Genomic DNA, 19575 nt, shown 5'->3' with positions numbered 1-19575 from the left:
GTTAAATTATGGGAGAAAACATGAAACGAACGGGACGGGTATTGGGCAAAGTGCTTGCCGCGATGTTGGCGGTATTTGCACTACAGGCGATGGCCGACACGCAAATGGCCGGGCGCGACTTCGATCACATGAATACAGGCTTTCCTCTGGTCGGTGGGCATGCCACGGCCGCCTGCGAGATATGCCACGTTGCGGGCGTGTTCAAGGGCACCCCCAGGAATTGTGATAACTGCCACGCGCTGGGAAGGCGCGTGGTGGCGACACCAAAGCCCACCAACCACATTGTGACCGACGCACCCTGCGAGTCCTGCCACTTCAATACTTTCACCTTCCTCGGGGCGCGCTACAACCACGGAACCGCACTGCCTGGGCAATGCGCAACCTGTCACAACGGAATGATCTCGACCGGCAGGCCAACAAGCCACAATGTCGGTTTGAAAGCGACCGGCTCTTGCGACAGTTGCCACAGATCCTATTCCTTCCTTCCCGCAAGCTGGAATCACGTCGGTGTGATACCGGGTAGTTGTGCCAATGCGGGCTGCCATGTTCAGGGTGCCAACCAGTATTACAGGTCGACAGCGACCCATGTTTATAACCTTATGCGCAACAATGCATGCGACGATTGTCATAACGTTATTTCCTGGACGCCAAGGCATATCGCGCCAACCAAGCTTTGCAATGGCTGCCACAACGATGCCGATGCAAAGGGGCCTGCCTCATTCGCGGGCCATGTCGCCATTACCGCAACCCAAAATTGCACAGACTGCCATACCACCACAACCATGAATTCAGTGAGTTGGGCCGGCGCGTTGGGTGCTACTCCGGCAGGGCATGTTACCTATACTCCCGGAGTCCCCTGCACCGTTTGTCATACCGGGACGACAGTGGCGACGGGCGCGGCTTTGCATGCCTATCTATCGCAGACGGCATGCAATTCCTGTCATTACACAGGTACCGTTGTCTACGCACCTAATCATCCGCCGCAACAAAGTAGTCACAAGGGTAACGTAACCTGCTCGAGTAGTTCGTGCCACGCACCCGCAGGTAGAACTGGAACTGCTTATATAAACTGGAATTGAGTTGCCCGGACAGAGGATACCGCATTGGCGTGGCCTTCAATTCGGCGTGCGTGAGAAATTCCAGGGCCCGTGTAATAGGAAGCGGACATGCTTTATTTTAAAAGTTGGTCAGGAGTAAGAATGAGGAAACATTTCTTCAAGCGGCACAGTTTTTTTGGCGGTCTATTGCTGACCCTTCTTCCTTTTGTTGCGGATGCGCAACCCCTGGATGACGTAGAACTGGAATTCCAGAACAAGGGGGTCGTTGCCACCATTCGGTTGACCGGTCCGGTGCAGTACCTGCGCCATTTTCCGGAGAGCCACGGCAAGACGCTCGAAATCTATTATGAGCGTGTGCAGGATGTGGCAAGCACAGAGGCCTGGGTGGATGACGAAGTGCGCAAATCCCCTCCGTCCAAACTCATTCCGGGCTTCACGGTAACCACGCGCGATCAGCTGACCAAACCGAAATTGGTGATCGAGTTTTCTCGCGAAGCGGAATTCAGTGTGGAACCCGGCAAGGACAGACGAAGTTTCCTGATTACCATCCGTCCGGACAAACAGCCGGTGAGCAATGCACCCCTGCCTTTTCTGCCGACGATAGGAGCGGAAGCGAAGCCTGCAGCCGGAACGATATTGAAGCCGGAGGAAGTCGCAGCAGCAGAGATAAACCGGCAAGCGCGCGCATTGATGATGCAAGCGCGCGATGCGCTGGCTGCCAAACAAAACGATCTGGCGGTCGAAGTGCTGAACAAATTGCTGCTGCTGCCACCCAACGATTACACCCAGCAGGGTCAGGAGTGGATCGGGGTCGCACGCGAACGCAGCGGACAGCCCGACAAGGCGAAAGTCGAATACGACCTGTATCTGAGACTGTATCCTGAGAGTGCGGGTGCGGCACGCGTGGCTCAACGTTTGGAAGGGTTGTCGGACAACGGGAGCGCGAACTCTCTGATGACGGCTGCCGGCGGGGACAAGAAACAGGCCCCCAGCGTGACGACATTCGGCAGCATATCCTCGCGCTATTACTACGGCAGAAGCAACGTCGCGACGACCAACACTTTCAACGGTGTGACGACGACTGATTCGCAATCGATGACAGATCAATCCATGCTCATCACCAGCGTGGATGCATCGGAGCGTTACAGAAATGAAAACTATGACAGCCGCTTGGTGTTCAGGGATGTGAATACCAAGAATTTCCTGTCCACTCAACCCAGCTACAATCGGGCAATTGCAGCCTATGGCGAAATCAAGGGTCGCACTCAGGATTATCTGGTGCGTGTGGGGAGACAGTCATCCATGGGGGGCGGAGTGATGGGGCTATTCGACGGTCTGGCAGCTTCATATGGCGATGCTCAAAACCTGCGCGTGAACAGCGTGGCAGGCGCCCTGGTGGATTATTCGCCGGGCCCGAAACCGAGATTCTTTGGCGCCAGCGTGGACAGGGGTGCATTTTCGTTCTATGGCATCAACCAAACGGTGGAGGGCACGCTCGACCGGCGTGCGATAGGCTCGGAATACCGGTATTTCGACGACAAGAGAAACGCATACGGACTGCTGGACTACGATACTTATTTCAATGCGGTGAATGCGGCCCAATTCATGGGCATGACCAAAGGGTTGTCCCTGATGCCCGATAGCACCTTCAGTTTTATGCTGGATCATCGCAAGACTCCTTCCCTGAGTGTCCGCAATGCGTTGAACGGAGCGAGCACATCGTCGGTCAATGATTTGCTGCAAACCATGTCGGTCAGCAGCCTGCGCGATCTCGCCATGGCGCGCACCGCAACTGCCAATATGGGGCAAGTCGGCATCACTGTTCCCGTCCGCGAAAAATGGCAAGTTGGCGGCGACTTCCGCCTGACCAACACGACAGGATTGGGGAGCAGCGGACAGACGATAGATCCGCTTACCGGTTTGCCGATATCTCAGGGCACGGGGACGCAAACAACCCAAGGTTTTGTACAAACCACGCCGGGGCGAGGATTGGAAAGAAGCGTGACCGGGCAAGTCATCGGGAGCAGCCTTTACAAGCAGGGAGACATCTGGTCGGCGAGCCTCACTTTGAGTTCCAGCGGCACAGTGAACGGCCACACAGCATTCTTCTACAACCACAACCAGATCAATGACGGCTGGATGCTGGATACGACACTGCAGATGTCCAGCTTCAAGGATCAATTCGGCGGCACAACGACACAAATCATGCCTATGCTGCGCGGCTCTTATCGCTTCCGCGAGCGGTTCACTTTCGATACGGACCTCAGCTATCAGAAAATCAATACGAGCGGCCCGCAGGTGACTACCGATATTGCCAGCCTGTTCTATTCGGCAGGTCTGCGCTGGGATTTCTAAAATAGATCATCTTGGTTCAAAACGGCCGTCAATGCTCAATGGCGGCCGGATTGTTACTGAAACTACTGCGCAATATTCCGCGGTCTGGTAAATTCCGACCATCCCAATCAAGAAATGCGATGCAGATTTGCGCATGCCAGGGGAAAGAAATATGCGGCAGTTCTGTGTGCCGATCCACGCGGAACAGCATGTTTCAGCGTAGGGGAAGTGGTTGCCGCGACAAAACAGATGGACGGCAGTTTGGGTCACGTTCGCTGTACATTACAGTAATGCGGTGCCTGCCCATTGATTCTGGCATTCTAAATAATGATTATTATTTAATAGTCGTCAGGCAGTGCGTCTAACGCGGTCTGGTAAATTCCTCTCTTCCTAAACCAGGAGTGACCATGAAAATCCACGAATACCAAGGTAAAGAGATACTGCGCGAGTTCGGCGTGCCGACCCCGCGCGGCGTAGCGTGTTTCAGTGTAGAGGAAGCGGTAGCTGCAGCCAAACAATTGGGTGGCAAGGTCTGGGTGGTAAAGGCACAGATCCATGCGGGTGGTCGCGGCAAGGGCGGCGGCGTGAAGGTTGCCAAGTCGCTGGATGAAGTCCGCCAGTTTGCTGGCCAGATTCTGGGTATGCACTTGATTACGCACCAGACCGGACCCGAAGGCCAGGTGGTGCGCCGATTACTGATCGAGGAAGGCGCGCAGATCGTCAAGGAATTCTACGTTGGCATGGTGGTGGATCGCGCTTCGCAGCGCGTTGCGCTGCTGGCTTCCAGCGAAGGCGGCATGGAGATCGAAGAGGTCGCCAAGCACTCACCGGAAAAGATTCGTACTGTTCGTATCGACCCTGTCACCGGTTTGACCGATAAAGAAGGCGCTGAAGTCGCACGCTCCATCGGTATTCCCGATGTGGCGAATGCCGACGCGGTCAAAGTGTTGCAAGGGCTGTATCGCGCCTTCGTCGAGAAAGATGCGATGCTGGCGGAGATCAATCCATTGATCATCACTGCGGATAACCGCGTGGTGGCGCTGGATGCGAAATTCAACTTCGATTCCAACGCGCTGTACCGGCGTCCCGAGATCGTAGCCTACCGCGACCTGGACGAAGAAGATCCGGCCGAGATCGAAGCGTCCAAGTTCGAGCTGAGCTACATCCAGCTCGACGGCAACATCGGCTGCCTGGTGAATGGCGCGGGGCTGGCGATGGCGACCATGGATATCATCAAGCTGTATGGCGGCAGTCCGGCCAACTTCCTCGATGTAGGCGGCGGCGCGAACAAGGAGAAGGTGACCGAGGCGTTCAAGCTGATGCTGAAGAACCCATCGCTCAAGGCAATCCTGGTCAACATCTTTGGCGGCATCATGAAGTGCGATGTGATCGCCGAGGGCGTGGTCGCAGCGGCTCGTGAGGTGCACCTCAGTGTACCGTTGGTGGTGCGTCTGGAAGGAACCAACGTCGAGCTTGGCAAAAAGATACTGGCTGAATCCGGATTGCCCATCATCTCCGGTAACGATATGGCGGACGCGGCACAAAAAGTCGTTGCGGCTGCGAAAGGTTAAACATCATGTCCATACTCATCAACAAGAACACCAAAGTCATCACCCAGGGCATGACCGGCAAGGTCGGCCAGTTCCATACCTTCCATTGCAAGAGCTACGCGAACGGGGCGAATTGCTTCGTTGCGGGCGTGAACCCGAAAAAAGCCGGTGAAGACTTTGAAGGGATCCCGGTGTATGCCAGCGTGCTGGACGCGAAAAAAGCGACGGGTGCGACGGTTTCGGTGATCTACGTTCCGCCATCCGGCGCGGCAGCGGCAATCGACGAAGCGGTGGAAGCCGACCTGGATCTGGTGATCTGCATCACCGAAGGCATTCCGGTGCACGATATGCTCAAGACCCGCTACAAGATGCAGGGCAAGCGTACGCTACTCATCGGGCCAAACTGTCCCGGCCTCATCACTCCGGACGAGATCAAGATCGGCATCATGCCCGGACACATCCACAAGAAAGGCCGCATCGGCGTGGTGTCGCGCTCCGGTACGCTGACTTATGAAGCGGTCGGGCAGCTCAGCGCACTGGGGTACGGTCAGTCCTCCTGCGTGGGTATTGGTGGCGATCCCATCAACGGGATGAAGCATATCGATGTGATGCGTCTGTTCAACGACGATCCTGAAACCGATGCAGTCATCATGGTGGGCGAGATTGGCGGCAGCGATGAAGAAGAATGCGCGCGCTGGATCAAGGGCAACATGAAAAAGCCCGTGGTCGGTTTCATTGCCGGCGTCACGGCCCCGGAAGGAAAACGCATGGGCCATGCCGGTGCAATCATCTCCGGAGGTCAGGGCGGTGCCAACGAGAAGCTGGCGGTGATGGAAGAATGCGGCATACACATCACGCGCAATCCGGCGGAGATGGGGCGCACGATGCAAAAAATATTGAAGGGCTAGTTGATGCTGGAGATGCTGGCAAGCACCCAGTTCTGGCTGGATGTGTTCAAGATCATCGTTATCGACTTGCTGCTGTCCGGAGATAACGCAGTCGTGATCGCGCTTGCCTGCCGTAACCTGCCGTTGGAGCAACGCAAACGGGGTATTTTATACGGCGTGGTCGGGGCGATCATCCTGCGCGTCATACTTACCTTTTTTGCGGTCAGCCTTTTTTCGCTGCCGTACCTCAAGCTGGTTGGTGCTTTATTGCTGATCTGGATCGGCATCAAACTGATCCAGCCGGAGGAAGAAGAACACGGCGAGGGTAATATCAAAGCCGACACTCACCTTTGGGGGGCGGTAAAAACGATCATCATCGCCGATTTTGTGATGAGTCTGGATAACGTGCTGGGTGTGGCAGGCGCGGCAAATGGCAACATTACTCTGCTGATATTCGGCCTGCTGGTGAGCATCCCTCTCATCGCCTGGAGCAGCCAACTGGTATTGAAACTGATCGACCGGTTTCCTTTCATCATCTACGCGGGAGGCGCGCTGTTGGGCTATGTAGCGGGTGAGATGCTGGCAGGGGAGACGCTTTTCAAAACATTGCTGGAACCGCAACATGTGTTGCACTGGGTGATCCCGGTTGTAGGTGCTCTCCTGGTATTGGTGGTTGGCAAGTGGCTGGCAGTCCGCAAGACGGCAAAAGCACGAGTAATCGACTTGCTGGATGAGCATGTTCCGGCCTCTCACGACAAATCCTGAACGGGTAAAGACGATGAAAATATTGATTCCGGTAGATGGCTCGGTTGGAGCCAACCGAGCGGTGGAATACGTGATCAACAGTGTTGCCTGGTTAAAGGAAGCGCCGCAAGTATGTCTATTGAATGTGCAATGGAGATTGGCTTCCGGGAATATAAAACTATTTATCAATCAAGAAACTATAAATGATTACTATCGCGAGCAGGGTGCGTCCGCTTTGGCCGAGGCGCGCGCCAAGCTGGATGCGGCCGGGCTGGCATATAGTTATCACATCAGCATAGGATCGCCGGCAGAGGCTATTGTGCAATATGCGCAAGAGCAACAGGCGGATCAGATCGTGATGAGTGCGCATGGGCAGGATAAGTTGTCCAACTTGTTGCTAGGATCGGTGGCCAGTAAAGTCACTCACTTGGCTGGCGTTCCGATACTGCTGATTAAATGAAACGGCTGATAAATCAAACAGGTATGGTTTGATTTTGAAAATTGTTTTAGTATTCGCCCCTGTGTGCTCAGTGATCGAGTGAAACGGGCAGTGCGAATATGAAGAAATCATTTTGGAAAACGGATGGGTTCACCGCTTTGCTGATCGCATTGGTGTTCCTGTTCAGCGCCAATAGTGATTTGATACAAAGCCTGGAGCGCAAAGCCTATGACTGGGGCGTGCTGGCTTCTTCCCGGTCGCCCAGCGACAAAATCGCGGTTATCGCCATCGACGACCAGAGCATCGCCAACCTTGGACGTTGGCCGTGGCCGCGGGCGATTCAGGGCAAGATGCTGGACATTCTGGCTTCGGGACATGCCAAGGTGGTCGGGAACACCGCTTTTTTCTTCGAGCCGCAAGTCGATGCAGGCTTGGACTATATCAACAAGATCGGCGCAATCCTTGCTGACTCTTCCCTGAAACGCAGCAATCCTGATGAATGGGCACAACTGGATGCATTGATGCAGGATGCCATGGATCATCTGGATAATGACAAAAAATTGGCAGAAAGCATGCTCAAGGCCAACAATGTGCTGTTGGGCATGTACTTTGAGTTGGGTGAGCCCCAGGGTAAACCGGATAGCGCGCTTCCGGACTATGTCCTCAAGAACAACCTGACCAATGTGGTGGGCGGCGAAAATTCCGCATTGCCCATTCCTGCCCTCGGTGCGCAATTTCCCATCCCCTCCATCGGCGCGACTGCCTTGGCCATCGGCCATCTCAATGCCACGCCGGATGTGGATGGCGCGGTGCGCACCGAGCCGCTGGTGATCGGCTATTTCGACCAATACTATCCCTCGCTGTCGCTGATGCTGGTGGCCAAGAGCCTGAATCTCGATCCAAAAGATATCAAGGTCACATTGGGGCAGAGGGTCAAGGTGGGCAACCTGAACATTGCCACTGATCCGTCACTGCGCATGCACACTTTCTTCTACGGTGACCGTGACGGAAAACCTGCATTCCAGGTGGATTCCTTTTACGACGTGTTGAGCGGCAAGATTCCCGCGGAGAAATACCGCGACAAAATTGTGCTGATCGGCGCTACCGCGGCCGGGGTGGGCGCGTCGCAAGTCACGCCGATCTCCGCCGGGACTTCGCCTGTGTTGACGCTGGCACATTCGGTCTCCAGTATCCTCAAGCAGGACTTCTTCGTTACGCCGAGATGGGCATTCTGGGCCCAGAGCGCTGTCTTCCTTGCGGTTTCGCTTTACCTGATCCTGCTGGTGCCGCGCCTGAGCGCGGGATTGGCAGCGGCTATCACGGGCGGGCTGTTCGTGCTGTTGCTGGCGGTTCATTTCATCCTGATGACGACGCAAGCCATGTGGCTGCAATTGATGTTGCCTGCGGCACTGCTGCTGGTCGGCCATCTGTTGTTGACGACCAAACGTTTCCTGATGACGGAAAAGGGCAAGCTCAAATCCGATGCCGATTCCGCAGAAAGCAATCGCATGCTGGGCTTGGCGTTCCAGGGCCAGGGGCAACTGGATATGGCCTTCGACAAGTTTCGCAAAGTGCCGCTGGACGACAGCTTGATGGATGTGTTGTACAACCTCGGGCTGGATTTCGAGCGCAAGCGCCAATTCAACAAGGCCGAATCGGTATTCAGGTACATGGCCGACCACAACCCCAAGTTCCGCGACCTGGAAGCGCGAACGGCACAATCCAAGGCAATGGCGGAGACAATTGTGCTCGGCGGTTCTGCTAGTCGGAGCAACGACAGCACGATGAAATTGGATCGACCCGGACTGGCCAAGCCCATGCTGGGGCGCTACGAAATCGAGAAGGAACTGGGCAAGGGTGCGATGGGTGTGGTCTATCTGGGCAAGGATCCCAAGATCAGCCGCATTGTGGCGATCAAAACCATGGCTTTGGCGCAAGAGTTCGAGGCGGATGAGCTGGAAGATGTCAAAGCCCGTTTTTTCCGCGAGGCCGAAACGGCCGGGCGCCTGAACCATCCCAATATCGTCACGATGTACGATGCGGGCGAAGAGCATGATCTGGCGTATATCGCGATGGAGTTCCTCAAGGGCAAGGATCTGGTGATGTATACCAAGCAGCCCAATTTATTGCCGCTGCACAGGGTGTTGAGCATCATTGCGCGCGTGGCGGATGCGCTGGGCTATGCGCATAGCCTGAACGTGGTGCACCGTGATATCAAGCCCGCCAACATTATGTATGACCCGGAAAGCGATACGGTAAAGGTCACCGACTTCGGTATTGCGCGCATCACGGATTCGTCCAAGACGAAGACCGGCATGGTGCTGGGTACGCCTTCCTATATGTCGCCGGAGCAATTGTCGGGTGTCAGGATCGAGGGGCATTCCGACCTGTTCTCGCTGGGTGTGAGCCTGTACCAACTGGCGTGTGGTAAGCTGCCGTTCGCTGGTGATTCCATGGCGCAGTTGATGTTCCGGATCGCCAACGAGCCACCACTGGACATTCTGAGCGTCGATCCGGATGTGCCACCGTGCGTAGTGGCAATCATAAACAAGGCGCTGGCCAAGAAGATCGAAGACCGCTATGAAAGCGGTCACGCGATGGCCGAAGCGATACGGCAATGTGCAGCGAGCTTGTAATTGAGGCATGGCCGATAAAGTAAAGACGTTTTCAGGGGTGGTACGTGGATATACATGATGCGCTTGAGATAGTCAGCAAGACCGACCCCGGGATGGTGCGCTCGCATAATGAGGACAGCGTCACTTACGATGCGGATCTCGGATTGGTGGTGCTGGCGGACGGCATGGGCGGATATAATGCCGGCGAAGTGGCGAGCGGGATCGCCGTTTCGGTGCTGTCTACCGAGGTGCGGCATGGTCTGCAGGATGCACGCCCGGAAGACTTGGGCGGGACCGGCGAGGAAATGGGCGTGGTTTTGCTGCGCGACAATGTGAAGAAGGCCAACCTGTCTATCTTCCGCGCTGCGCAGAGTCAGCCGCAATATGCCGGGATGGGCACGACCATCGTCACCGCTTTGTTCTACGATGATCGGGTGGCAGTGGTGCACGTCGGCGATTCGCGCATGTATCGTTTGCGCGGCGATGAGTTTGAATCCGTTACGCGCGATCATTCGCTGTTGCAGGAGCAGATCGACAGCGGGATGATCAGCAAGGAAGACGCGCGCTTGTCCAAGAACAAGAATCTGGTGACCCGCGCGGTCGGCATCGATGCCGACGTCGACCCAGAATTGCATGTTCATGAGGTCCAAGTCGGTGACATATATTTATTGTGCTCCGACGGTCTGAACGATATGGTCGAGGATGAGGATATCGGGACGACGCTGCAGATGCTGCAAAACAATTTGCCTTTGGCGGCAACCCAACTGATACAACTGGCCAATGACAATGGCGGACGCGACAACGTGTCGGTCATTCTGGTCAAGGTAAAGGGGCGCTACGCAGCCCCTCGCGGATGGTGGCAAAAGTTGTATTCATGGTTCGGAAATTGAGATAGCAAGAATTAACTACGGGGATTGATGATATGCCGGCTAAATTGATACTCAGCATGGACGGAGCGGTGCTGAAAGAATATCCGCTGAACAAGGAACGCACCACGATAGGGCGTAAGCCGCACAACGATATCGTGATTGACAACCTTGCGGTAAGCAGTGATCACGCGGCCATCGTTACTATCCTGAACGATTCTTTCCTGGAAGACCTGGACAGCACCAACGGATTGGCCGTCAACGGTACGCCGACAAAAAAACACTTCTTGCAGAACAATGACGTGATCGAGATCGGCAAGTACAAACTGAAATATCTGAACGATCAGCCCACGCAAACTTCGGCGGCAGACTTTGAGAAGACCATGGTGTTGCGCGCGCCGGTAAAAATGTCGCCGAGGGACGGGTTTTCGAAATCCCCGCTGGATGTCACTTTGACACGCAAAACTGAAGCCACCGCACAGTTCAATGCAACAAACAGTGGTATGGCGGCAGAATCATCGGCCGCGCAACCCCCCGCAGCGGTGGTGCAAATATTGAACGGCCCCAATGCGGGCAAAGAGCTGGAACTGGTAAAGAACCTGACGACATTGGGAAAGCCTGGAGTGCAGGTGGCGGTGCTGGCACGTCGTCCGCACGGTTTTTTCATTACCCATGTGGAAGGTGGCAGCTTCCCCACTGTAAATGGTTCGTCTATAGGTGAGCAACCGCACCAACTGAGAGACCATGACCTCATCGAACTGGCCGGGGTAAAGATGGAGTTCTATTTCAAGACCTGATTACTTCTGTGATCAGTCGACGCGCAATCCGGCGGGGGAAAGGGCGGGGTGGCAAGTGAAGAAGCACGCACTTCTTATTGCGCTCGGTTTGTCGCTAGTCCTTCTGTTTATGGGCGATGCCGCCAGGTTCTACCGCTTGGGCTTCGTCCAGTTTATCGACGCAAAACTCTACGATTACCGCTTGCGATTGACGTTGCCTGCCAAGGGGGACGATCGTATTGTCATTCTCGACATCGACGAAAAAAGCCTGAAAGAAGAGGGTCGTTGGCCTTGGGGGCGCGACAAGATGGCAACGTTGACGGAGAAATTATTCGATCACTATGCAGTGGCGGTGATTGGCTTCGACATCGTGTTTGCCGAGGAGGACAGCAGTTCAGGATTGAAAGTATTGGAGGAATTGGGACGCAATCAGCTCAAGAACGTGACGCAGTACCAGTCCGTACTGACCCGGATTAAGCCGCAACTCGAATACGACAGTTTGTTTGCCGACAAGATCAAGAACCGCAATGTCGTGCTGGGGTACTTCTTCTCCAACAGCGAAAATGGCGCCGCAAGAAGTATTTCCGGCGTGTTACCCAAAGCGGTGTTTCCCCCCGATACTTTCAAAGGACGGCCAATCAACTTTTTCCAATTTGACAGCTATGGCGGAAATTTGCCTGAACTGCAAAAAAACGCGGTCGCCGCGGGGCACTTTACCCAGGCTCCGGATGCCGATGGAATAGTGCGGCGCATTCCGATGATCGTCGAATACGAGGGGGCGTATTACGAGTCCCTGTCGCTTGCGGTCGTGCGCGCCGCACTGGGGATGCCCAGGTTGTCTCCGGGTTATGCGCCCGGCAGCGACAAGAACTATGGCGGGCTGGAGTGGCTGACGCTGGAATCGGCGCAGGGAAATCTGCGTATCCCGGTAGATGACAAGGTCAGCGCGCTGGTGCCTTATCGCGGAGAGAGCAGAACGTTCCATTATGTTTCTGCGACCGATGTCTTGCATGATCGGGTAGACCTGGCGGATATGAAGAACAAGATCGTGCTGGTCGGCACCTCTGCCCAGGGGTTGCTGGATTTGCGTGCTACTCCAGTTGATGCGGTGTATCCGGGAGTGGAAGTTCACGCCAACATGATTAGCGGCATCCTGAATCAAAACATCAAACAAAATCCGCCGTACGTGCTGGGCGAGAACGTGCTGTTGGTTCTGGTGGTCGGCGTGGTATTGGCCATCCTGCTGCCCATGCTGAGTGCGATGCAGGGCATTCTGGTTTCAGTGGGTGCGCTGTTGATTGTGGTTATATTCAATGGTTCGATGTGGGTATATGGCAATATTGCCTTGCCTCTGGCAGCAGGCCTGATCATGATTCTGGCGCTGTTCGCGCTGAACATGACTTTCGGTTACTTTACGACGGAACGTACCAAGCGCCAGATCACCAGCTTGTTCGGCCAGTATGTGCCAAGCGAAGTGGTGGACGAGATGAGCAAGAACCCGGAGCAGGTTTCGATGGAGGGTGAAAGCCGCGAAATGACTATTCTGTTCTCCGACGTGCGCGGCTTCACCACGATCTCGGAAGGGCTGGAACCCAGGGAGTTGTCGCTGCTGATGAACGAATTCCTGACGCCCTTATCACGCGTGATTTACAGCTATCGCGGCACAATTGATAAATACATGGGCGACTGTATCATGGCATTCTGGGGGGCGCCGTTGTCCGATACTCGCCATGCTTACCATGCAGTGTTGTCCGGGCTGGAAATGCAGCGAGAACTGAGCGAACTGCAGCCGCATTTCAGGGAACGCGGCTGGCCCAAGATTGCCATCGGCGTGGGCATCAACACCGGACGTGTGAGCGTCGGCAACATGGGCTCCGAAGTGCGCGTGGCTTATACCGTGATGGGCGATGCAGTGAACCTGGCGGCGCGTTTGGAAGGTATTACCAAGGAATATGGAGCCGGTGTGCTGGTGGGAGAGGTGACCAAAAAAGACGCTCCGGAATTTGTCTATCGCGAACTTGATCTGGTACGCGTCAAAGGAAAAGACAAACCGGTCGCGATCTTCGAGCCGCTCGGCCTGGTCGGCGAGGTCGAGTCCGCCGTACTTGAGGAAATCAAGTTGTTCCAACAGGCGTTAAGGTTTTACCGGAAGCAGGAATGGGACAAGGCGGAACTGCAACTGTATAACCTGTTGAAGATCGCCCCCCGGCAAAAATTGTATGAGGTATACGGAGAGCGCATCGCCTACTATCGCAACAATCCGCCCGGTGAGGACTGGGATGGCGTGTTCGTCTTCAAGACGAAATAAAGCTGCAGGAACGCAAAAGGGTGTCTCAAAAATGAAATTGAGAATATTGGGGTGCAGCGGCGGAATCGGGGGTAATTTGCGCACCACCTCGATGCTGCTCGATCATGATGTGCTGATCGATGCCGGAACCGGCGTCGGCGATTTGAGTTTGGCCGAGATGAGCGTGATCGACCACGTTTTCGTGACCCATTCGCATCTCGATCATATCGCTTGCCTGCCGCTGCTCGTGGACAGTGTGGGTTTTATGCGTGACCAGCCTTTGGTCATCCACGCGACCGACGAGACATTGAGCATCCTCAAGCAGCATGTTTTCAATTGGGAGATTTGGCCGGATTTCAGTGAAATACCCAGTCAGCACCGGCCTATTCTGCGCTACGAGCGGATCGGCTTGGGAGAGGCCGTCGAAATCGGTGGCCGAAAGATCACGCCTTTGCCGGCGAATCACGTGGTTCCGGCGGTGGGCTTTCAGATCGACAGCGGCGGGAAAAGCCTGGTGTTCAGCGGCGACACGACCACATGTGATGCCTTGTGGGAGGCGGTCAACCGCATTGGGAATCTGGAATATCTGATCGTTGAAACGGCGTTCTCGAACGCGGAAATGGACCTTGCCGTTATTTCCAAGCATCTTTGCCCTTCTTTGCTGGCTGCAGAGCTGAACAAGCTTACACTCAATCCCAAGATATACATCTCACACCTGAAGCCGGGCGAGATCGAACTGACGATGCAGGAAATCAGCGAGTGCGTACAGAAATTTGAACCGAAAATGCTGCAAAACGGACAGGTGTTCGAGTTCTAGCGACCAATAAATATTATGCAAGATATCCTTGACATCAGAGTACTCGCCTCACTGGAACCGATCTCGTCGTTCAGTCCGGCACGCTTGCGCGAGCTGCTCGACTATTGTCATGTGGAAACCGTGGCGCAGGGTGGCGATCCGTTCAGTGAGCATCCGCCTGCCGGGCAGTCGGTCTATTTGTTGCGCGGTGAACTGGAAGTAGTGTACGAAGATGACAATCGTGTACTCATCCGTTCCGGCTCGGAATGGGCACGTCATCCTATAGGCAAGCGCCAGCCGGCCATCCGTTCGGCGCATGCCCTGAGCGACGTGCAGCTGTTGCGGGTGAACGACGATTTGCTGGATCGCATGGTGACATGGGATCAGTTTGCCTATCACGATGATGCGAAGCCGTTGGCGCTGAAAGAAGGCTCGGAGTCGGCGCTGAAAAGATTGCTCAATTCCGGCATGTTCAGCGCGGAAAACCTGAGCAACAGTCCGTTTGCGCATCTGCCATCGGCCAATATTGGTAAACTGCTTAACTGCATCGAGGCCGTCGCGGTGTGGGACAAGGATGTCGTCATCCGCGAAGGCGATGATGGCGACTATTACTACCTGATCGAGAGCGGACGAGCCCAGGTCACGCGCTTGGTTGGCGGAGCGAATCTGGTGCTGGCCGAGCTCAAGTCAGGCGATGTATTCGGGGAAGAAGCACTGATATCGGATTCCAAACGCAACGCCACGGTGACAATGAAGAGCAACGGGGTGCTATTGCGATTGAAGAAACAGGACTTCATGGAATTGATGCAGGAACCCTTGTTGCACCGCATCAGTTACGAGGATGCCAGGAAAAAAGCAGCTCAGGGCGCAATCTGGCTGGATGTTCGCCATCCGCCGGAATACCGGTATGACAAATTGCCTGGCGCAATCAATGTGCCGCTCAATGACATCCGCAATGCGATCGGGGTGCTCAGCAAGGCGACAACGTATATCGCGTATTGCCAGAGCGGTCGACGCAGTGCAGCCGCCGCGTTCATTTTGGCGCAGGCAGGATACGATGTATATGTTTTGGAGAACGGATTGTGGTCTGTGCCCAAGGCACGGCAGCAACAATAGCAGCTGAAAGGTTTAGGAGAAATAGAATGGCCAGTCCGGTACAAGGTAATATGAACGAGATGGGGTTGCGGTTGGAGTTCACCAGGAACCTCAACCACGTCACCAACAAGATCCACGCCACCAGCAACATCGACGAGATCATGCTGGATGTCAGCAAGGACATCTGTACCTTGTTCAATGCCGACCGCCTGACCATATACGTGGTGGGTGAAGACAAGGCCTCGCTGATCTCCAAGGTCAAGACCGGACTGAACTCGTTCAAGGATCTGAAGCTGCCCATCGCCGAGCAAAGCATTGCGGGTTACGCCGCATTCCACAAGAAGTTGCTCAATCTCAAAGATGTTTACGACGAGCAGGAACTGGCTGCTTTCAGCACGACATTGCGTTTCCTGCAGGATGTAGACCGGCGCACCGGCTATCGTACCAAACAGATGCTGGTTGCGCCGATTGTCGACGTGGAGGGAAACGAGCTGATCGGGGTGATGCAGGTCATCAACAACAAGGCCGGTATACCTTTCCCGTCGATGGTGGAAGAGGGGGTGCGCGAACTGGCACAAACCCTCGCGGTCGCACTCAAGCAACGCCAGCAACAGGCCAACACGGTCAAGACAAAATACGACTACCTCGTTTCCGATGCGGTGATGTCCGCGGCAGAGTTCGAATTGGCAACGCGCACCGCACGGCGCAAGGGAGTGGATGTCGAGGACGTGTTGCTGGACGAATTTCAGGTCAAGCCGGAAGCGTTAGGCAAGGCGTTGTCCAGTTTCTTCGGTGTGCCTTATGAGCCGCTCAAGGCAGATCGGCTTAAACCGTCCGAACTCCTGCGCAATCTGAAGCGCGAATATGTGGAAAGCAGCCACTGGGTGCCGGTTGACGATACCCCGGAGGGCGTAGTTATTCTCACCACCGACCCGGAACGTATACAGGCCTCGCGGGTGGTCAACAATATTTTCCCCAAGAACAGGCTGATCTACAAAGTCTGTACGCAGCGCGAGTTCAAGGCTACGCTCGACCAGTTTTATGGCGGCGGCTCCAATGTGGGCGATATCACCGGCAGTTTTGAAGATACGGGCAGCATGGATGACCTGCTAACCTCGTTGGGAAGCGGGGATGAGGAAGACGCGGGCACCAGCCAGGATGAAGTCAGCGCGGCAGCGGATAACGAACTGGTCAAGCTGGTCAACAAAATCATTATCGATGCCTACAAGATGGGAGCCTCGGACATCCATATCGAGCCCCAGCCGGGCAAGGGCAAGACGGGAATACGTTTGCGCAAGGACGGTTCGCTGCTGAACTACATCGAAGTGCCTTCCACTTATCGCAACGCGATGATCACCCGCCTCAAAATTATGTGTGATCTCGATATCTCCGAGAAGCGCAAACCGCAGGATGGCAAGATCAAATTCAAGAAATACGGTCCCCTGGATATCGAGTTGCGCGTTGCGACCATTCCCTCGCAGGGCGGCGTGGAAGATGTGGTGATGCGTATTCTGGCTTCCGGCGAGCCGATACCGCTGGAAAACATGAACTTTTCAGCACGCAATCTTGAATTGGTGAAAAAGACCATCAGCAAACCCTACGGCCTGTTCTTCGTGTGCGGGCCGACAGGCTCGGGTAAAACGACGACATTGCACTCCATCCTGAAGCACATCAACACGCCGGACACCAAGATATGGACGGTGGAAGATCCGGTGGAAATCACGCAGAAAGGCTTGCGCCAGGTGCAGGTCAACAAGAAGGCCGGACTGGACTTTGCTTCCATCATGCGCTCATTCCTGCGTGCCGATCCGGACGTGATCATGGTGGGTGAAATGCGCGACAAGGAAACGGTCTCCACCGGCATTGAGGCCTCGCTCACGGGCCACCTGGTATTCGCAACCCTGCACACCAACAGCGCCCCGGAGTCCATTGTCCGTTTGCTCGATATGGGCATGGACCCATTCAACTTTGCAGATGCATTGCTGGGCATTCTGGCGCAACGTCTGGCCAAGCGTTTGTGCAAGGACTGCAAGAAGGCGCACATTGCTTCGCAGGATGAAATCAAATCATTGCTCACCGAATTTGCCGAAGAAATGCGCAACACCGAGACCTGGAAAAAAGACCCTAACACGGCATACAAAGCATTGTATGCCGAATGGGTCAAACTGTTCGGCGATGATCAAGGCCAGATCAAGCTTTACGAAAAAGTGGGTTGCGAAAAATGCTCCGGCACGGGCTATCGCGGGCGTGTCGGTTTGCACGAATTGCTGATTGGCAGCGATCGGGTGAAAAAAGCCATTCAGGATCACGCGCATGTCGCCGAACTACTGGCACTTGCGCTGGAAGAAGGGATGCGCACCCTCAAACAGGACGGTATTGAAAAAGTCCTGAGCGGAATCACCGACATTCATCAAGTGCGCGCCGTTTGTATCAAATAGCTTTTATTCCATTTCGGAATCAGGAAAAGTCATGACGCAAGGCGAAAATCTGCTGCACCGGCTGGAAGAATTGAATGCCATCGGCGTGGCACTTTCAAGCGAACGGGACATCGACCGTCTGCTGGAGACCATTTTGGTTGCCGCGCAGCGTATCACCAATGCCGATGCGGGCACCTTGTATCTGCTTGAACCGGATCAGCAGCAGCTCAAATTCTCGATCATGCGTACCAACTCGCTGGACATTGCGCAGGGCGGCACCAGCGGCAATGCCATCAAGCCCTATCCCATTCACCTGATCGACAAGGATGGCAAGCCCAACCATTCCATGGTGGTGGCGCATGTGGCGCTGAACGATGTAACGGTGAACATCGCCGATGCCTATACCGCCGAGGGCTTCGATTTTTCCGGTACCAAAGGTTTTGACAAGAAGACAGGTTACCGCTCCACTTCGTTTTTGGCCGTGCCAATGAAAAATCACGAGAACGAAATCATCGGCGTGTTGCAACTCATCAATGCCCAGGACAGGGAAAGCGGGGCGATCGTATCGTTCTCGGAAGACGACCAGCATCTGCTGGAGTCTTTGGCTTCGCAGGCAGCCATCGCACTGACCAACCGGCGCTTGATCCAGCAGCTGGAAGATTTGTTCGAGTCATTGATCAACCTCATCAACACCGCCATTGACGACAAATCTCCCTATACCGGGGGGCACTGCGAACGTGTGCCTGCGCTGACCATGATGCTGGCCGAAGCGGCGAACAAGGCCAAACAGGGTGCGCTCAAGGATTTCAACCTGACCGACAAGGATCGTTACGAACTCAAGATCGCCGGGCTACTGCACGACTGCGGCAAGATCACCACGCCGGTGCATGTGGTGGACAAATCCACCAAGCTGGAGACCATCTTTGACCGTATTCAATTGATCGACACGCGCTTTGAGGTGCTCAAGCGCGACGCCGAGATTGAGATGCTCAAGGGGATCAGGACGAATGCCGACTTTGAGGCGACTGTCCGGCAACTTGATGCGGATCGCGAATTTCTGCGCCGCTGCAATATCGGTTCGGAAAAGATGCAGGATGCCGATGTAGCCCGGGTGCAACAGATCGCTCAATACAAATGGCGCAATATCCAGGGCAATACGGCAGACTTCTTGAATGCGGAAGAAGTCGAGAATCTCACTATCCGCGCCGGTACGCTCACAGCGGCAGAACGCGAGAAAATCAATCACCATATTGATGTCACGATCAAGATGCTGGAGGCACTGCCCTGGCCGAACCACCTGAAACATGTGCCGGAATATGCGGGAGGACACCACGAGCGTATGGATGGCAAAGGTTACCCCAAAGGGTTGACGCGCGAACAAATGTCGATACAGGCGCGGGTCATGGGTATTGCCGATATTTTCGAGGCGCTAACCGCCAAAGATCGTCCCTACAAGGAAGGCAAAACGCTTACCGAATCGCTGGCAATCCTTGGCAAATTCAAGGAGAACGGTCATATCGATCCCGACTTGTTTGACGTTTTTATCCGCGAAAAGGTCTATCTTGCCTACGCTAGGCAATTTCTCACGCCGGAACAGATCGACGAAGTCGATGAAAGCAAGATTCCGGGATATGTTCCTTGACATCCGCATATTTGAAATACCAGGATCCGTAAAGTGACAAAAAACGTCACCAGCCTGACGCTTTTATGT

Annotated in this window: 14 protein-coding genes; all 14 read left to right on the top strand. The window is 54.9% G+C overall.

What is annotated here, in order from left to right:
- Window positions 1-20 precede the first annotated feature (20 nt).
- The 14 genes from QOY30_RS14840 to QOY30_RS14775 all read left to right on the top strand — a co-directional run bounded on the left by QOY30_RS14840 (window position 21) and on the right by QOY30_RS14775 (window position 19506).
- On the top strand, window positions 21-1079 hold the full coding sequence (locus QOY30_RS14840) for a cytochrome c3 family protein (RefSeq protein ID WP_283745395.1): 1059 nt from the start codon (window positions 21-23) through the stop codon (window positions 1077-1079).
- 120 nt (window positions 1080-1199) lie between these two features.
- Window positions 1200-3413, top strand: coding sequence for a tetratricopeptide repeat protein (locus QOY30_RS14835; RefSeq protein ID WP_283745394.1), 2214 nt, complete (start codon window positions 1200-1202; stop codon window positions 3411-3413).
- A gap of 386 nt (window positions 3414-3799) precedes the next feature.
- Window positions 3800-4963 carry an ADP-forming succinate--CoA ligase subunit beta gene (gene sucC, locus QOY30_RS14830; protein ID WP_283745393.1) on the top strand — a complete coding sequence of 388 codons (1164 nt, stop codon included), beginning with the start codon at window positions 3800-3802 and terminating at the stop codon, window positions 4961-4963.
- A 5-nt stretch (window positions 4964-4968) separates the two neighbouring features.
- Window positions 4969-5850: a succinate--CoA ligase subunit alpha gene (sucD, locus tag QOY30_RS14825; RefSeq protein WP_283745392.1), complete on the top strand. Its 882-nt coding sequence runs from the start codon at window positions 4969-4971 to the stop codon at window positions 5848-5850.
- Between the two features lie 3 nt (window positions 5851-5853).
- Window positions 5854-6594: a TerC family protein gene (locus tag QOY30_RS14820; RefSeq protein WP_283745391.1), complete on the top strand. Its 741-nt coding sequence runs from the start codon at window positions 5854-5856 to the stop codon at window positions 6592-6594.
- Between the two features lie 13 nt (window positions 6595-6607).
- Window positions 6608-7033: a universal stress protein gene (locus tag QOY30_RS14815; RefSeq protein ID WP_283745390.1), complete on the top strand. Its 426-nt coding sequence runs from the start codon at window positions 6608-6610 to the stop codon at window positions 7031-7033.
- 98 nt (window positions 7034-7131) lie between these two features.
- A complete protein-coding gene (locus QOY30_RS14810; protein WP_283745389.1) occupies window positions 7132-9648 on the top strand; it encodes a CHASE2 domain-containing serine/threonine-protein kinase in 2517 nt (838 codons plus the stop codon).
- Window positions 9649-9692: 44 nt separating this feature from the next.
- On the top strand, window positions 9693-10517 hold the full coding sequence (locus tag QOY30_RS14805; protein WP_283745388.1) for a Stp1/IreP family PP2C-type Ser/Thr phosphatase: 825 nt from the start codon (window positions 9693-9695) through the stop codon (window positions 10515-10517).
- Window positions 10518-10549: 32 nt separating this feature from the next.
- The gene (locus tag QOY30_RS14800) at window positions 10550-11290 is read left to right on the top strand and encodes an FHA domain-containing protein (RefSeq protein WP_283745387.1); all 741 of its coding nucleotides are present in this window, start codon (window positions 10550-10552) and stop codon (window positions 11288-11290) included.
- Window positions 11291-11345: 55 nt separating this feature from the next.
- A complete protein-coding gene (locus tag QOY30_RS14795) occupies window positions 11346-13577 on the top strand; it encodes a CHASE2 domain-containing protein (protein WP_283745386.1) in 2232 nt (743 codons plus the stop codon).
- Between the two features lie 31 nt (window positions 13578-13608).
- Window positions 13609-14373 (top strand): MBL fold metallo-hydrolase, encoded by a 765-nt coding sequence (locus tag QOY30_RS14790; protein WP_283745385.1) that lies wholly within the window; start codon window positions 13609-13611, stop codon window positions 14371-14373.
- A gap of 15 nt (window positions 14374-14388) precedes the next feature.
- The gene (locus QOY30_RS14785; protein WP_283745384.1) at window positions 14389-15468 is read left to right on the top strand and encodes a cyclic nucleotide-binding domain-containing protein; all 1080 of its coding nucleotides are present in this window, start codon (window positions 14389-14391) and stop codon (window positions 15466-15468) included.
- Between the two features lie 26 nt (window positions 15469-15494).
- On the top strand, window positions 15495-17885 hold the full coding sequence (locus tag QOY30_RS14780; RefSeq protein WP_283745383.1) for a GspE/PulE family protein: 2391 nt from the start codon (window positions 15495-15497) through the stop codon (window positions 17883-17885).
- Between the two features lie 31 nt (window positions 17886-17916).
- On the top strand, window positions 17917-19506 hold the full coding sequence (locus QOY30_RS14775) for an HD family phosphohydrolase (RefSeq protein ID WP_283745382.1): 1590 nt from the start codon (window positions 17917-17919) through the stop codon (window positions 19504-19506).
- Window positions 19507-19575: the final 69 nt, after the last annotated feature.

Source organism: Sideroxydans sp. CL21 (assembly GCF_902459525.1).
Classification (GTDB): Bacteria; Pseudomonadota; Gammaproteobacteria; order Burkholderiales; family Gallionellaceae; genus Sideroxyarcus.
The sequence above is the reverse complement of the archived record's forward strand: the minus strand, read 5'-3'. Positions and strand labels throughout refer to the sequence as shown.

What these genes read in the sequence shown, in the direction of transcription:
- QOY30_RS14840 (WP_283745395.1), top strand. Translation starts at nt 21, where the DNA reads ATGAAACGAACGGGACGGGTATTGGGCAAAGTGCTTGCCGCGATGTTG.
- QOY30_RS14835 (WP_283745394.1), top strand. Translation starts at nt 1,200, where the DNA reads ATGAGGAAACATTTCTTCAAGCGGCACAGTTTTTTTGGCGGTCTATTG.
- sucC (WP_283745393.1), top strand. Translation starts at nt 3,800, where the DNA reads ATGAAAATCCACGAATACCAAGGTAAAGAGATACTGCGCGAGTTCGGC.
- sucD (WP_283745392.1), top strand. Translation starts at nt 4,969, where the DNA reads ATGTCCATACTCATCAACAAGAACACCAAAGTCATCACCCAGGGCATG.
- QOY30_RS14820 (WP_283745391.1), top strand. Translation starts at nt 5,854, where the DNA reads ATGCTGGAGATGCTGGCAAGCACCCAGTTCTGGCTGGATGTGTTCAAG.
- QOY30_RS14815 (WP_283745390.1), top strand. Translation starts at nt 6,608, where the DNA reads ATGAAAATATTGATTCCGGTAGATGGCTCGGTTGGAGCCAACCGAGCG.
- QOY30_RS14810 (WP_283745389.1), top strand. Translation starts at nt 7,132, where the DNA reads ATGAAGAAATCATTTTGGAAAACGGATGGGTTCACCGCTTTGCTGATC.
- QOY30_RS14800 (WP_283745387.1), top strand. Translation starts at nt 10,550, where the DNA reads ATGCCGGCTAAATTGATACTCAGCATGGACGGAGCGGTGCTGAAAGAA.
- QOY30_RS14790 (WP_283745385.1), top strand. Translation starts at nt 13,609, where the DNA reads ATGAAATTGAGAATATTGGGGTGCAGCGGCGGAATCGGGGGTAATTTG.
- QOY30_RS14785 (WP_283745384.1), top strand. Translation starts at nt 14,389, where the DNA reads ATGCAAGATATCCTTGACATCAGAGTACTCGCCTCACTGGAACCGATC.
- QOY30_RS14780 (WP_283745383.1), top strand. Translation starts at nt 15,495, where the DNA reads ATGGCCAGTCCGGTACAAGGTAATATGAACGAGATGGGGTTGCGGTTG.
- QOY30_RS14775 (WP_283745382.1), top strand. Translation starts at nt 17,917, where the DNA reads ATGACGCAAGGCGAAAATCTGCTGCACCGGCTGGAAGAATTGAATGCC.